This window comes from Paenibacillus tengchongensis (assembly GCF_008973665.1).
GTDB classification, from domain to species: domain Bacteria; phylum Bacillota; class Bacilli; order Paenibacillales; family Paenibacillaceae; genus Paenibacillus_AQ; species Paenibacillus_AQ tengchongensis.
The window spans coordinates 188,741-203,591 of sequence record NZ_WACP01000011.1 but is presented as its reverse complement, the minus strand read 5'-3'; the positions used below and the strand labels follow the sequence as shown (position 1 = coordinate 203,591).

The following is a 14,851-nucleotide window of genomic DNA, read 5'->3' as shown; positions in this document are numbered from 1 at the left end:
GACACGCCCCCTAGGGTTTGAAATTTCGTCTAAAATATCATACTTTCGGGCGTCAGGATATGATATTGTGCATGGTCTTACGGTAAGGAAAACCCTCTTGCATGGCCGTTAAATATCTTTACTGCTAAAGATGCGTGAAGAGAGCAAATAAGAGGAATACACCAGGATCATACAGCCCAAGGTCAGCAGCAGAACCGGCAGGAAGCTCTCCGCTGAACCTGTCGATATCCATTTACCCGCCGCAGGAAACCATTCCAGCAATTGATGAAAGGCGGAAACATTCAGCATAATCAGCATGATAAAGATAAAATTAACGATCTGTGTCCCCTTTTGCCCCAGCCAGTAGTGCAGCGGTAAATAAAACGAAGCCAGTACGAAAAAGAATAGTAGCATTAAGGCAATCTCCCGCCAGGCCGGCGGTGTATCTACCCTGCCGATTGCATAAGCGGCGGCGTACAGGACAAGTGTACAGCCGAAGCTGAACAACGCGTAAGGGACGAGCGCCATATACTTGGCCTTCACCAGATCCTGCCGCTTCAAGGGCAGGCTGACCAGAAAACGCTGATTGTTCTGCTGCACGTCCAGCGTACAGCCATTGACAAGCAGCAGCATCGCCGGGAACAGCGTAAACATCGTATATTGGTCCATTAACGTATATCCCATGATCAAGTAATAGGGGATAAAGAGCAGCAGCATTTTCTGGATCAGCACAAAGTCTTTGCGGATCAGGTGAAATGTGTTAGACATGAGCGCCACTTCCTTTTACGGTAAAATACATGATTTCTTCAAGCGTAGGCGTCTCACAAATGCCGTTGTCCTGAAAATACCGCTGCGCAGCGGCCCGGTCCTTCACGAGCCCCTCAAAGCCATGGGCATTCTCGCGGATCCCCACGAATAATCGCCGCACATCGCGGTCCAGCAGCTCCTTGCCGCCCTTCACCAGCAGGTATTGTTCGGACAGCACCTCCTTCATTTCATTAAAGACGATGCGCCCCTCATTCAGGAAGACAATGTAGTCGGCAATCCGGTCCAGATCGGTGGTGTTATGAGTGGAGAACAGAATCGACTTCCGCTCATCCTGGATGTGCTCGCTGAGCAGATCCAGCAGCTCACGGCGGAACACAGGGTCAAGGCCGGAGGTCGGCTCGTCCATGATCAGCAGATCGGCGCCGTGCGACAACGCAACCGCCAGCGAGAACTTGATCTTCATCCCTTTGGACAGGTCTTTAATCTTCTTGCCCGGCGGCAGCTTGAACCGCTCCTCATATTTCTGGTATGTATCCTCGTTCCAGCGGTCATAGAACGGGGCGAGAATCTTCTTCATCTGCTTGACTGTAAGCTGCTCATAGAAGATATTCTCATCGGAAACGTAGCCGATGCGCGCCTTATTCCGGGAGAGCTGCTCCTGACCGGCTTCTCCGAACAGCTTCACCTCTCCCTGGTCCGGATGAACCATGCCCATGATCATACGGATAAGCGTCGTCTTCCCCGCCCCGTTTGGGCCAATCAAGCCGGTAATATACCCTTCCTGGATGCCGAGATTCACACCCTGCAATTGAAAACGCTCATAGCTCTTGCCAACCTGTCTCATCTCAATACAATGGCTCATTTACGCTTCCTCCTCATACAGCAGCTTCAGCATTTCCGCCAATTCGTCATACTCCATTCCCAGCAGCCGGCTCTCGTCGATAACTTCCTTCAAGCGGCCTTCCATCACGCGCAGGCGCTGTTCCCGGATAAACTCAGGGTCCGCACCGGAGACAAATGAACCCTTCCCGACGACAGAATTAATCAGCCCTTCCCGCTCCAGCTCCTCATAGGCCCGCTTGGAGGTGATGACACTGATCTGCAGCTCCTTGGCCAGCTGGCGGATGGACGGCAGCGGTGTTCCCGACACCAGCTCGCCCTGCAGAATCATTTGGCGGATCTGCCCGACAATTTGTGAATAAATCGGTTCGCCGGAGGTGCTCGATATCAATAGGTTCATGCCTCTAGTCCGCATCCTTTGTGATTAGTGTGTTTAATGTATATATCTAATATATACATTATGGATAGTTAAGTCAACCGCCTGCAGCCCGTTGCTGGAAGGTACAGGCGGTTGTAGATTCGATTCATCACCCGGCTCTCCCGGACAATAAGGTCATAGCGTATGGAGGTTTGTTGCATTTCTGTGCGGTCTGCAGTAATCTCCTACTATATGTTACTTCACATGGAGGATTCTATGAGCATCGATCATTATCAGCTCCGCGAAGCGTTTAATCTGCATCCGGATGAACGGGATTTCACAGTGCTGTTCGCCGGGGAAGCCCGGCCGCGGCCCGGCCACAAGATCGGGCCGTCCATTCATGAATATTACCTGATCCATACCGTGCTGGAAGGTGAAGGCCTGTTCCAGAGCGAAGCCACGCCTTGGCCCTGCCGGGCCGGCGATACCTTCGTCATCTTCCCGGGCTCGCTCTTCAGCTACCAGGCGGACCAGGCCAGGCCCTGGTGCTATGCCTGGATTGCACTGCAAGGCGATGCGGTATCCGGATTGCTGAAAGCCATCGGAATCAGCAAGGAGCAGCCGGTGCTGCACTCGGCAGATCTGGCCGGGCTGCAACGCTTATACGAGCACACGCGCCTCTCCTTCCGGCAATCCCCTTATCCCCAGCTTGAAAGCCTGGAGGCTTCAGGATGGGCCCGGCTGATCCTGCATAAGCTTGCCTTGGCTAATCTGGGCGCTCTGTCCGGCCCGCCGGGACAGCTGCCGGAAGCCATCGACCGCCAGATCGATCAGGCGATCCGCTGGCTCACCCTGCAGTTCCACCGGCAGATCAGCATTGATCATATGGCGGCGACGCTCGGCTACCACCGGGCGCATCTCTCCAAAGCTTTTAAACAGCGGACCGGCATGTCCCCCAAGCAGTTTCTCCTGCATATCCGTATGGACAAAGCGAAGGAGCTGCTGCACGGTTCGTGGACCATCGACAGCATCGCCTCCTCAGTCGGCTTCAATGATGCCCTCTATTTCTCGAAGCAGTTCCGGAAATACACGGGGCTGTCGCCAAGCGGTTACCGCAGCCGGCTGCGCCGGGAGACGCTGAACTAGCTCACATATATATTTTTATGTAGACAGGGTTCAATCTCATTGATGAACAGTTATAATAAGCTGTAAACTGGAAGCTCGGCCCTCTATGCGCATCCACAGAGTGCAGAAAATGTCCGGTGCACTAAGGAGAGAATCCATTGTCCAAAATGAAAAAGGCAGCTCTTATAGGGTTCAGCTGTGCCCTGATCGGCGTTGGTCTTATAGGCTTTCACTACATCATTAACGAAGTGAATTCTCCAAGCAGCCAGCTTGACGATTATACTGAAGTGCTTGATACCTATGTTATCGATACCTATAGCTACAGATCCTACGGTCCAGGTCTGCTGGACGCTGAAGTTCTTAACATCATTGACGGAGAGACCTTGCAGGTCCGTATGGAAGACGGAACCCCGGAAACCATTAAGCTGCTGCAGATTGAGGTCCCCGAGTCCGGCCTTTCCGGTACAAGCATGGATCATAGTGCTGAGCAATACTTAAGCAGCTTGCTGGCTGGACAACAGATTGGGCTGGATACCGATGTTACGGTCCGGGATGAACAAGGGAATCTGACGGCTTCCGTATTTTTTGGAGAGATGCTGATTAATGAAGAACTGCTGAAGCGGGGCTATGCCAAGGTCTCCGGCTCGCCGGCGGACAATCTTTATACAGAGCAATATCAAGAAGCGGAGCAAGCTGCACGGTCTGCCAAGCTTGGGATATGGAACGGCCCGGCGGTCCCGGAATAGCCTGTCCACCTGTAATTTACGGCCAGATATGAATCACAGTATATACCGTTAGTTTTAGGTCAAGATAAGTGAAAACAGACTATGTTTTTCCAAATCCAGTCTTTGCAAAGGGCTGCATAGATTACAATATTGTCAATTTCATGATTTCGCGTGAAAAAGCCAAGGAAACGGTTTAAGTACATTATTGAAAAGGATTTACAATAGATATACCATTTCGAGGAGATTACCGTGGACTATAATGCAAAGCTTCAGCAGGCCATTCATGCGGGGGCAAAGATTCAGGTTCATTTAATCAGCGGGGAGACCTATCAGGGTCAATGCCTGCTTGGCGACAGGCCGGGATATTACAGCATACAGACGGGCAGAGGCCTGTTCTCCTTCCCATCCTGGGCGATTAAACGATTGAAGAACCTGTAACGGCTGCCCCTAAACCCAATATAGAACCCTTCACAAACCAGGTTTGTGAAGGGTGTGTGCGCGGAAGTTCTGCCGCTTCATTTGCTCTGCCTTATTTGGCAGCTTTGGCGGCATTCAGAATCGCGGTCAGGTATCCTTTGGTATCCACCAGGGTAGCCCCGCTGACGGCGTCGGCCATTTGCGAGATGCTCTTCTTCGCCAGAATGGCTTCGAGCTCCTTAACCGTCTTGCCTGTGGCATATTTCTCAATGGCAGCCAGGTTCTTGTCATAGCTTACTGTAGATCCTGCCTCTTCTTTCATATGCTCGCTGTAATATTTGGCATTGGCCTTCTTGGAGGCCAGCACCACGTTCGGGTCTTTATAATTCTGTCCAAAATCCTTGTCGGAATTGGGCACTCCCTTTGCTACTTCTGTGCTGAGGAATTGATAATCATCGAGCGAGGCGGCAACGATCTTCCCGTTCTGTACCACGGCAACGGCTACCGTAAAGCATTTCGTCCCATGAGCGGCTGCTTCCACGCGGCCCACTTTAAGCGGCGCACTGGCGGCTGAACTGACATTGTTCAGCACCCCGCTGTTGCCGATCCCCACAAGCGCGAGCGCTAATCCCGCCACCATCACTGACTTTGTTAACTTTTTCACAAACATTCCCCCAAACGTATGTAATAAAAGCAAACTCCCGTAATAGTTGTACCAATTTATCGACAACCTTAGCTGTTAAAAATGTTACCCCCATTGAAATATTTAGTTGCACGGGGCTACTGACCCATAACCGGGTGCGGATACTGGTTAACGCAGGGTTTTGCTGCTACACTGTTTCTATGGATTTCAGACATTATCAGGAGGTTATGGAATGATATTGAGCGAACAGGCCCTCCGGCTGCGCATGAAGCGGCAACATCTGCTGGTTCCCGCTGCTGCAGACGAATATGACGATCTGTACCGCGATCTCTCTCCCGGGCAAAATGTGTATTGGTGCGGCTTCGGCGACCCGCCGAGCCTGAGCTTCCGGGCCGATTTCGACGATAAGGAATATAACCGCGAGCGTCAGCTCAGACGCGAGCTGGTTAAGGGGCGGTTTCAAGGCGGTAATCTCGGGTGGATTGAACGGGAGGATCTGGAGCTGTTCGCCGGATTGTACCGGAAGCCGCTGGACGCTCCCACGGAGGCACAGTCGAAGCTCCTTGAGCTGATTACGGATAATGGACCGCTAAACATTCAGACGATGAAGGAAACGACCGGTCTGCTGGTGAAGGAAATCACGCCTGTGCTGCACCGCCTGCAGGAAGCATTCCTCGTGGTGGAAGATCAGTATAACGGCGAATGGGACCGGGGCTGGGAACTGTTCGCTAGAATGTATCCTGAACTGGATACGGTTAAATACTCCCGCCACGAGGCGCTCTTAATTATACTGAAACGGTATGCTTACCGGATGCCGCTGTTCGACCTTGAGATGGCCAAGTCCTATTATAAATTGCCGGCCAAAGACATCAAAGCTGCGCTGGCGGCGCTGACCGGGAGCGGCGAGCTTGTGGATACCGGCGCGGGCTACGTCCTGAGCGATGATCTGACAGAATTGACAGAACCTGGGGGTACGGAGAACCTGTATGGCGTCTTTGCCCTCCACCGCAATGATGTTCTGGTTAAATCGAATGAACACTGGCTCAAGACCTTGTACAAGCATGCACATTATGACATTCTGCAGTACCTGCTGGTTGACGGCGAGTTCAAAGGCGCGGTATGGGGACATTTCAAGAACGGGCCTTATGTACTTGAGGATGTCGTGGTTCAACTGGCCGGAGACGAAGCTGCCGCGCGTCAAGACGAGATCCTTGCGGCCATCTTCCGTGTGAACAGCCGGGAACACAGCCCGCTGCAGCGGTATATGGGCGAAGAGTTGACAAGTAATCATACATAAGAGCTGTTTCCGGCAAAATAAAAGCGGAGCAAGGGTACATTCCTGCTCCGCTTTCTGCTATGTTTACAGCCGGCTGCAGACTGCCCGGCAATCGCTTTTTGAATCCCAAATTTGTACCCATAAGTTACCATAAAAACGCTCAAAACACAAGGAAGTCAGGGCATTGCTGCCAAAAATGAACTGCCGGGGGACAAAAGCCAACGCTCTTCTAACCTGATCGCCCGCTTTCCCCCTTCTCCGGCTTTGCCTGCACCAAAGCGCTCGGCCTATAATGAAATCACTCTGCGCAGGGTGATGATGCGGAAGGAGCGGACAACGGCGATGGAAACAAGAACAACGGTGTACAGGCATATGATCACAGAAGGAACACATTATGAGGCGGGCCGGGCGCTTGGCTCTTATTTCAAGGGAGATGACCGGCTGGTCCAGTTTATGACCTCTCCGTTTATGAACGGACCGGTGCTGCATGAAGGTGCCATTGCCAAAGCCATGGCCCGCATCGAGCAAATCAATCCGGGACTGAATCAGGAAATCCAGGGATTTGCCGACGAGCTTGCAGTAAAAGCTGAGCAGGTTGTCTTCTACTATTCTTATCTCCAGCCGCAAGGACATTGCAGCCAGGCTGCAGTTCACTTTAAGTTACCGGCGGGCGGACGCACCTATCACATGCGGACCTATGACTATGGCTGGGAGGATGAGCCCTATAATCAGCTGCTGCTCACCACGACCCGGATTAAGGGAAAACCGCGGCATATCGGCTTTGCGCTGCAGCTATTCGGAAGGTATGACGGAATGAACGACGAGGGTCTCAGTGTGACGACCACCTCGGGAAGAATCCGGCCGGAAATGACGGAGGAAGGCTTTGTCTTCCCGGCAGTCGTTAGGGCACTGCTCGACCAGTGTACGAGCACGAAAGAGGCCGTCACCTTGATCAGCAGCATCCCGATTTGCGACTACCGTAACTATCTCATAGCCGACCGCACGGGTGAACTGGCTTTGGTTGAAGCTGCCGGCTCGCAGATTGCGGCGGAATTTATCCATACCTCTCCGGACCGGGAGTGCAAGCTGGCCGTATCTGCCAACCACTATACCCTTCCCGCCATGCTGCAGCATAATACGTACATAATGAATAACTCCAAGGCGAGAAACGACGCACTCACCTATGCTCTCTCCCGTCTGGAAAGCGCCGAGGAAGCTGTGGCTCTGATGAAGCAATTGGCGGGGCAGCCCGCACCGGACGGGGTATGCTGCCATCATTACAGCGAAGGGTTCGGAACGCTCTGGTCGATGGTCTTTGACAATGCGGGGCGGGAGGCGCATATTTGCTTCGGCTCACCGGGGCGGAATGACTGGCGGAGCTTTGGTTTCAGCGGACCGGCAGGCGTAAGCGAGTATAAAGCCATGCTGCCGGATGAACGTTCGGATGATCAGTTTTGGCGGAATGTACTGTAAAGAGAGCTGTAAGAAGATTAAATAGCTTCTGATAAACCGGCTTCACGCAAAATTCCCTGTACAAAAGCAGTCTTTGCAGAACCATAGCCCTCTCTGTCCTCCCGGAACTGCTCCGCAAGGGCCAGCTTCAATTGTCCGTAAGCATCGCGGGCGTCCGGGTGATCACGCAGGTGATCGCGGAAAGCGATGTGCTCCAGGTATCCTTTTCCGTCCTTGGGACACACATAAAGATGATATGGCATAAATCCGTCATCCCTGGTGGCGCGAAACGCTTCGCGGCCTTCGATGCCCATGTTCCCCTCATGGACATAGCCGTGTAGACCCAGCCGCTCAATGATCACAGGCAGAGTGTCATAGCTTTCCATCACCAGGTCAATATCAATAATAGGCTTAGCGGGTAGCCCTTCCACCGATGTACTGCCCACATGTTCAGCGGCAATAATAAGATCACCGGCAATCTCCAACATACGTGCTTGGATACGCCGGAACTCATTTTTCCAGACGGGGTCGTACGGAACAATAATAACAGGATTCCGGTCCGCAGAATTCGGCATGGGTTGTCACCTCACATATCGGATTTTATCCACCTGATTATAACAGAGCCGTCCACCGCCCGGCAGGCATAAAACGCACGCCTCCTTCTCATATTAACGAAAGACAAATGGAGGTGATAGCCATGCCTAAAAATAATTCTGATGCCAAATACAGCCGCGCCAACAACCATGCGGACAGCAAAGATAACCGTTATGACGCCGCACATTTTACGGAGGAAGCCGAGCCTTTAAAGGACAGCAAAGCCGCCGATTATGTGCCGAGCCTGAACAATGTGACCAAAAATGAAACCTGATTAGCACGGAACTGCTTGATCTGTCGGTATAGACGGTCAGGCAGTTTTTTAATATACAAGCTTGCGGAAAGCTGCCGTTCATTGACTTGCCGGGGCTGGCGGTGATAGTGTTGGTCCTAGAAGAGAGTAAAGGAGCGGCAGCAGATGAAAAAGAAAGCAACACTTAAGGACATCGCCGCCCTGGCGAATGTATCGGTGGCGACCGTAAGCTATGTGCTGAACAACGTTCCGAACCAGACCATTGCGGACCATACCCGTGAGAGCATCCGGCAAATCGCCAAGGAATTGAATTATGTGCCCAATCTGGCCGCCCGGTCGCTGGTCAAGCAGCGCAGCGGTCTGGTTGGAATTCTGCTTAACAAGACAAGCGGCCTCCCTTTCTGGAGCCGAAACAGCCATATGAGTCTGGTCGAGAGCCTGGAACAGCTGCTCACCGGAGCCGGTTACCATACCCTGCTGGTCAGTCTGATCCCGGAGGCGCCCGCGATGGATATTATCCGGGAACGTAAGCTGGAAGCCGTATTTGTCGTGGACCCAAAAGATGATATGTTCTATCGGATTTCCTCGAACTTTATGGAAGGAGTTCCGGTAATTCTGCTGAACAGCAGAATCGAAGATCCGCTGTTTAATCAGGTGAACTATAATTACCCGTTAGCGCTGGAGTATGCAGCAGCAGCTTCTACGGCCCCTCCGTGCCTGATTATGGAGCAATTTCATAATGCCGCATTGACGGAGTGGATCGCTGTCAATTCCCGGCTGTCCCGGCAATACATATATGAAGTATCTAATGAAAGCGGCTCGTCCGAAGCGCTGGAACAATTCATACAGATGAACAATGACCGGCATTTTATCATCATCAATGAATTTCTGGCGGCCGTGATTGCTAAGATAATTCCCGCCTCCCGACTGACCGTGCTTTGCACCTGCGGCTTACCTGAAATAGTGCCAAACGGTATACGGACCGTCACTTTCCGGAATAACCGGGCAGAGACCGCCTTCGAGGTCATGCAGGCGCTGGGATCCGGAGATTCCCTCCCTCTTGCTGGCGCCAACCAATTTTTGGTTGATGTTGCGACTTAAATCTTTTATAATAACTTAAACGTTTAAGTTAAGTCGTTGAGGAGGTTATTATGAATGGATTCGTCTAATCTTTCCCATGCCGCAGCTCCAGTACCTGCACAGCATTCGTATCCAGTGCTTTATAAGAACAAAGTATTTCTGCTGCTGTTCAGCGCCAGCACCTTTACGGTGCTCGGCAACGCCTTCCATAGTCTGGCGCTCAGCCTCTGGGTACTTCAGGTCACCGGCAGCGCCGCCATGATGAGCATCATGACTGTGACCAACATGATTGTCTGCTCGCTGCTGGGCAGCATTGCAGGCACCATCGCCGACCGGGTCAGCCGCCGCAAGCTGATGCTAGGCGCGTATCTGGTGCAATGTACGGCTGTGCTGGCTATTGCCTCGGTGATGACCATGGCCTCTCCCCCGTTTACACTGTTTGTCTGTCTTACGGCAATCGTTACGGCTGCCGGGCAATTCCATGCCCCGGCCTTCCAGGCATCCCTCCTGAACGTCGTCGGCAGGGAGCACATTCAGCAAGCTGCCGGATGGATGACCTTGTCCGAGAATATCTCCCGCTCGGCCGGCTATGCACTCGGAGGTATCTTCGTCGCCGCCTTTGGAGGGGCTCCGGCGATTCTGGTGGACGGTCTGACCTTTCTCCTGGCATTCGTGCTGGTCACGATTGCCGGGCCATTTGCGGCCACCGCCGCCACCGGCCGGACGAAGCGCCCCTTCAAGCAGGACATCCTCGGCGGCTTCCGTTATATCTGGGGCAATTCCTTTGCGCGGGCGATCGTCTTTATGCTGCCGGTATTGTCCTTGTTCTTCCTCTCCTGTCTGATGCTTACCCAAGTCATGGCCGTACAGGTCTGGAGGGCGACACCCTTTCAGTTCGGCCTGATGGAGAGCTGCATTCCGCTGGGTTACATGCTCGGCTCTGCGCTCATTCTCTCGCTCGGCAATAAGCTGCACCGACGCGGAGCTGTGGTCTGTGCCGCCATGCTTGCATTGGGTCCTTTGTATGCCCTCCTTTCTCTAGTTTCCTCTATGGTTATTGCCATTGCCTTCATTCTCTTCATCGGTGTTATGTTCTCCTTCTGCACCTTGCTGATCAATATTATTTTGCGGCTGGAGGTTCCGGATGAGCTGCAGGGCCGGCTGTTCGGCGTGCTTAATTCAGTAATGACAGTGGCGCCGCCGCTCGGTCTGGCTTTGTTCTCCACCGCCTCTGACGCCTTCGGCCCGCCTTGGGCCATGCTGACGGCAGGCCTCCTGCTGTTCCTTCTATCCGGCTTGTCCGTGCTGAAATTCAAGGCGATCCGGGAATACCGCTGAATCGTAAAAAAGATCCTATCCTGAATCCCTGGGAATATAGAATGAGATATAACCGGCACCTGTAACTACTCCCTTTTCACGTAAGCTGGTAACTCACTATCCGGATAAAGGAGCTTACGCTGCTATGAGCGTTACCGCGGAGAGCCTTTTCCTCCGCCGCCGTACCCGCCGGTACAGACCAACAACAAGGCGGTCTCCGCCCTGGTGCTGGGTATCCTCGCCATAGTAATTCCCTGGATCGGCATGGTCCTGGGGATCATCGCCATTTTCCTTGCCGCTCTCGCCTTTAAAGAATTAAACAGGCGCCGCGAACGGAGCCATGGGCTGGCCATCGCCGGACTGGTCTGCGGAATTATCGGAACTTTGTTTGTATGAATGATCATCCGCATGACAAGAAAAAAGGGTGTCCGTAAGCCATCTTTAGGCTTATAGACACCCTTTTCGCGAGCCTCACTTTGGAGGACAATTGCTATATTCTAAATCATTACCGGGCTGACGCCACTGCTTCAGCACCTCGGTCAATCCCGGCACATCCAGGCCGTCGAGGGCAAACGCTTTGCGCAGCAAGTCATGAGGAATGAACTCGTCATATTTGCCGAGATAGGGCGCTTCATCCGGTCCGAGCAGCATCAGCGGATCGGCCGCTGCGGCCGTCTCCGCCATAATCTCTTCCTCCAGGGTCTCGGCGTCCGCTTTACCGGCGACCACCATATAGTAGGGCTCCATCGGCATCACGGTGCGCAGACCCAGCCTGCTCTTCAGATTGTTCTTGAGCAGGCGTTCCAGCGTCCGGAACTGGCGGCTGCCGGCCCAGGGCAGGATGAATACGGAGTCGCCGCCTGCCGGCAGCACCGAGCGGGTCAGAAGCCCGCTCTCCTTGGCGAGCCGGCGGGCCCGCTCCAGCCGCGCAGCGGCGCTCGGCGCCAGGTACGGATACAGCGCGGTTGATCCCAGCACTTCACTGATCTTGGTCATGATCCGGGTGTGGATGTCTCCCCCGCCGCCAAGCCAAAGGGTATCAACCTTGCCGCGCGAGCCCTTGACATAGACTGCCTTGTGGCGGTTGTCCACCTCTTCCACCTTCCACAGCTTCCCGGCCAGGGAGAAGCAGTATCCCGGCGGCGGAACGGTAGTAATCGAGCCAATCTCTTCCGTCCCGTTATAAACAACATGTTCCTCATCGTCTTTGAACACGGCGTAGAAACGGAAGTTGTTGACGATCTTCTCGCCCGCGAGGCCGATCAGGAGCCCTCCCTCGTCCAGCTGCTCGATGTGGCCCATCCCGAGCATGTACTCCATAAAGGCATCATAGTCTTCGGAAGCGATGCCCCGGAAAGAGGGCAGGCTCAGCACAGCTGCCTTCAGGTCCTCCGGCTCCGCCTCGCCTATGCTTTTGAGGATGCTCATCGTCTGATGATAGAGCAGTCCGACCGGGAGCTGCCGCACATTCAGCGGCTCGACCCATTTCTCCCGCACGTAAAGCTCGATGACGGCGATGGCCCGCAGCAGCGTCCACGGCATCCGTGCCGGGAGCTGTGCTTCTTCGTCCTCTTCCTCCGGCGTGACGAAGACCATCTCGGAGGCGGCATCGCCGCGCCGCCCGGAGCGCCCGAGCCGCTGCACGAAGCTCGCGCAGCTGTACGGCGCGCCGAGCTGCACCACGCGCTCGAGCTCGCCGAGGTCGATGCCCAGCTCCAGCGTCAGCGTCGCTGCGGCTACAGCGGGACCCGGACCCTGGCGGAGCGCCGCCTCCGTCTCTTCGCGCAGCATCGCGGAGATGCTGCCGTGATGTACATGGAACACGTCGCGCTCGCCGCGCTTCGCGGCGATCCGCCGCATCTCCAGTATCGCCTCCTCGGCGTCGCTGCGGCTGTTGGTGAAGATCAGCGCCTTCTTCAGGTGCGTGTGATCATACACGAAGGTGTGGTAGGCCTGCTTCGCCCGCTCCAGATGCTCCGCCTGCTCTTCATTGCGCGCATCCGGGAACGAGAAGTGCTCCACGCTGAGGCGCAGCTTGCGTCCGCCCTGGGGAGCGGACACTTCCACGCTCTCCCGCGTACCGGCAGCGAGCCACTCCGTCACGGAAGCATAGTCACTCAGCGTGGCCGACAGGCCGATCCGGCGCGGATGGCAGCCTGCCATCCGCGAGATGCGCGCCAGCTGGCTCAGCACCTGAATACCGCGATCGGCGCCCATGAAGGCATGGACCTCATCGATGATGATGAACCGCAGATCATGGAACAGCGCAGGGATCGCGTTCGGCCGGTTCATGAGCAGCCCTTCCAGCGACTCCGGCGTAATCTGCAGGACGCCCGAAGGGTTCTGCATCAGCTTCGTCTTGTCGGCCTGCGGCACATCGCCATGCCAGTGCCAGACCGGGATATTACCTTCGCGCAGCAGGTCATTCAGACGGGCGAACTGGTCGTTGATCAGCGCCTTGAGCGGCGCGATGTACAGAATGCCGACCGAGCGCGCCGGCGACTCATGCAGCTCGGTGAGCGCCGGGAAGAACGCCGCTTCCGTCTTGCCTGAGGCCGTGCCGGAGGCAATCAGCAGATGATGCGGCGTATCGAACAGCACGCGGCAGGCATCAACCTGGGCTTCGCGCAGCGTCTCCCAGCGGTGCTTATAAATAAATTCCTTAATAAACGGCGCCAGACGGTGAAACGGGTTCCCGCTCATAGGTCAAACTCCGCCAGGAAGCCGTCCAGCCCGCCTTCGTCCGTTTCCGCCGGCTTGACCTTGCGTTCTCCGACCAGCTGCTCAAACGTAAGATCGGGATGCTGGCTCAACGTATGCAGCAGGTCCATGAAGTCACGCACCACTTCTCGGGGGGTGAGCAGCTCGTCCGCGCCCAGCCGGCCGACCGCCTCCTCCATGAAGTGGACCAGCTGCGCCTGGGTCAGCATCGGCGCATAGCCGTAATGCAGCGCATGGATATCGCGCAGCTTCTGCAGAAGCACCAGGATCTCTTCGTGCGAGAGCATCTCGAGCGCAATGATCGGGCCGGTGTAATTGTTCAGCCCGGCGCCGCCGTAGCGGCCGGCGACCAGCCGGGAGCGCAGCGCCTCATAGCTGAACAGGCCGCGCCGGCCGTCCTCCACGAACTGCGGCGTACCTCCGATGAAGATGCCCAGCCGTTCCGCCTTGCCCTGCATCGTATCGTTGAACATGGTCAGCAGCTTCTCGTAGTTGCTCTGACGCGAGACGCTGTTCGTGATCTTGTACAGGTTAACCCCTTCGTCGATAAACAGCAGCAAGCCCTTATAGCCGATGGCGCCGGTAAATTCCGCCCACAGCTTCATATAATCGTACCAGTTGTCGTCGTCGATGATGACGCCGACCCCCAGCGCATTCCGCGCTTCGGTGCGCGTAGCGAACTCGCCGCGCAGCCAGCGCAGCGCATCCTGCTTCTGCCCGTCGTCGGCCAGCTTATGGCCGTTCCAGTAAGCGGCCAGCACCTTGGCGAAGTCGAAGCCGTGCACCAGCCCGCGCATCTCTGCGGTCACCGCATAAATCCGCTGCTCCACCTCCGTCCCGAGCTCTGGAGAACCGGGAGCATATCCCGTCTCCTGCATCGCCGCCTGCTGCAGCGACATGATCCACTTCTGCAGCATCAGCTCCAGCGCCCCACCGTCCGGCCGGGTACGCGTAGAAAGATGGCTCATAAGCTCGCGGTAGGTGGCGAGGCCCTGTCCTTTCGTACCGACAAGCCGCCGCTCCGGCGAAAGGTCGGCGTCTGCAACCACGAAATCGCGGTCCATGGCGTAGTTGCGGATCATTTGCAGCAGAAAGCTCTTGCCGCTGCCATACCGGCCGGTAATCAGCTTGAAGGCGGCTCCGCCCTCGGCGATATTGTCCATATCGCGCAGAATCGCCTCCACCTCAGGCAGCCGGCCGACAGCGATATGCTCAAGTCCGATGCGCGGCACTACACCCGCCGTCAATGAATTGACGAGCGCGGTGCTGACGCGCTTCGGTATTCTCAGTTCACTCATGCCAG

16 protein-coding genes are annotated in these 14,851 nt (G+C 55.2%); 9 read left to right on the top strand and 7 right to left on the bottom strand.

Translation table 11 applies throughout. From position 1 onward, the window contains the following. Positions 1-108 precede the first annotated feature (108 nt). The 3 genes from F1381_RS19010 to F1381_RS19000 are packed head-to-tail and all read right to left on the bottom strand — an operon-like array spanning position 109 to position 1,987. A complete protein-coding gene (locus F1381_RS19010; protein ID WP_151736415.1) occupies positions 109-747 on the bottom strand; it encodes an ABC-2 transporter permease in 639 nt (212 codons plus the stop codon). Then, positions 740-1,609 (bottom strand): ABC transporter ATP-binding protein, encoded by an 870-nt coding sequence (locus F1381_RS19005; protein ID WP_151736414.1) that lies wholly within the window; start codon positions 1,607-1,609, stop codon positions 740-742. Before F1381_RS19005 ends, F1381_RS19010 begins: the two co-directional genes overlap by 8 nt. Next, complete coding sequence (locus F1381_RS19000) at positions 1,610-1,987, bottom strand: GntR family transcriptional regulator (protein ID WP_151736413.1); 378 nt, start codon at positions 1,985-1,987, stop codon at positions 1,610-1,612. 234 nt (positions 1,988-2,221) lie between these two features. Here F1381_RS19000 and F1381_RS18995 point away from each other — a divergent pair, with 234 nt between their 5' ends. The 3 genes from F1381_RS18995 to F1381_RS18985 all read left to right on the top strand — a co-directional run bounded on the left by F1381_RS18995 (position 2,222) and on the right by F1381_RS18985 (position 4,233). Beyond that, positions 2,222-3,091 (top strand): AraC family transcriptional regulator, encoded by an 870-nt coding sequence (locus F1381_RS18995; RefSeq protein ID WP_151736412.1) that lies wholly within the window; start codon positions 2,222-2,224, stop codon positions 3,089-3,091. A 146-nt stretch (positions 3,092-3,237) separates the two neighbouring features. Continuing rightward, on the top strand, positions 3,238-3,816 hold the full coding sequence (locus tag F1381_RS18990; RefSeq protein WP_246188107.1) for a thermonuclease family protein: 579 nt from the start codon (positions 3,238-3,240) through the stop codon (positions 3,814-3,816). Between the two features lie 228 nt (positions 3,817-4,044). Beyond that, positions 4,045-4,233, top strand: coding sequence for a hypothetical protein (locus F1381_RS18985; protein WP_151736410.1), 189 nt, complete (start codon positions 4,045-4,047; stop codon positions 4,231-4,233). A gap of 91 nt (positions 4,234-4,324) precedes the next feature. Here the strand turns inward: F1381_RS18985 and F1381_RS18980 are convergent, their stop codons facing one another. Next, positions 4,325-4,876, bottom strand: coding sequence for a hypothetical protein (locus F1381_RS18980; protein WP_222850462.1), 552 nt, complete (start codon positions 4,874-4,876; stop codon positions 4,325-4,327). 211 nt (positions 4,877-5,087) lie between these two features. Between F1381_RS18980 and F1381_RS18975 the strand changes: the two genes are divergently transcribed. After that, a complete protein-coding gene (locus tag F1381_RS18975; protein WP_151736408.1) occupies positions 5,088-6,152 on the top strand; it encodes a hypothetical protein in 1,065 nt (354 codons plus the stop codon). 243 nt (positions 6,153-6,395) lie between these two features. Beyond that, positions 6,396-7,604: a C45 family autoproteolytic acyltransferase/hydrolase gene (locus tag F1381_RS18970; RefSeq protein ID WP_187355449.1), complete on the top strand. Its 1,209-nt coding sequence runs from the start codon at positions 6,396-6,398 to the stop codon at positions 7,602-7,604. A 17-nt stretch (positions 7,605-7,621) separates the two neighbouring features. On the opposite strand, the gene F1381_RS18965 is transcribed toward F1381_RS18970, so the two are convergent. Next, positions 7,622-8,158: a GrpB family protein gene (locus F1381_RS18965; protein ID WP_151736406.1), complete on the bottom strand. Its 537-nt coding sequence runs from the start codon at positions 8,156-8,158 to the stop codon at positions 7,622-7,624. A gap of 122 nt (positions 8,159-8,280) precedes the next feature. On the opposite strand from F1381_RS18965, the gene F1381_RS28420 reads away from it, so the two are divergent. The 4 genes from F1381_RS28420 (at position 8,281) to F1381_RS18950 (ending at position 11,223) form a co-directional block, all read left to right on the top strand. After that, a complete protein-coding gene (locus F1381_RS28420; protein ID WP_187355448.1) occupies positions 8,281-8,451 on the top strand; it encodes a hypothetical protein in 171 nt (56 codons plus the stop codon). Positions 8,452-8,595: 144 nt separating this feature from the next. Beyond that, a complete protein-coding gene (locus tag F1381_RS18960; protein WP_151736405.1) occupies positions 8,596-9,531 on the top strand; it encodes a LacI family DNA-binding transcriptional regulator in 936 nt (311 codons plus the stop codon). Between the two features lie 54 nt (positions 9,532-9,585). Beyond that, entirely contained in the window at positions 9,586-10,848 is a 1,263-nt protein-coding gene (locus F1381_RS18955) for an MFS transporter (RefSeq protein ID WP_151736404.1), read from the top strand. Positions 10,849-11,049: 201 nt separating this feature from the next. Beyond that, on the top strand, positions 11,050-11,223 hold the full coding sequence (locus F1381_RS18950; protein WP_151736403.1) for a DUF4190 domain-containing protein: 174 nt from the start codon (positions 11,050-11,052) through the stop codon (positions 11,221-11,223). Positions 11,224-11,298: 75 nt separating this feature from the next. Here F1381_RS18950 and F1381_RS18945 read toward each other — a convergent pair whose 3' ends face one another. Both F1381_RS18945 and F1381_RS18940 read right to left on the bottom strand, forming a co-directional pair. Next, positions 11,299-13,530, bottom strand: coding sequence for a DEAD/DEAH box helicase (locus F1381_RS18945; RefSeq protein WP_151736402.1), 2,232 nt, complete (start codon positions 13,528-13,530; stop codon positions 11,299-11,301). Then, the gene (locus F1381_RS18940) at positions 13,527-14,846 is read right to left on the bottom strand and encodes an ATP-binding protein (protein ID WP_151736401.1); all 1,320 of its coding nucleotides are present in this window, start codon (positions 14,844-14,846) and stop codon (positions 13,527-13,529) included. Before F1381_RS18940 ends, F1381_RS18945 begins: the two co-directional genes overlap by 4 nt. Between the last annotated feature and the right edge of the window lie 5 nt (positions 14,847-14,851).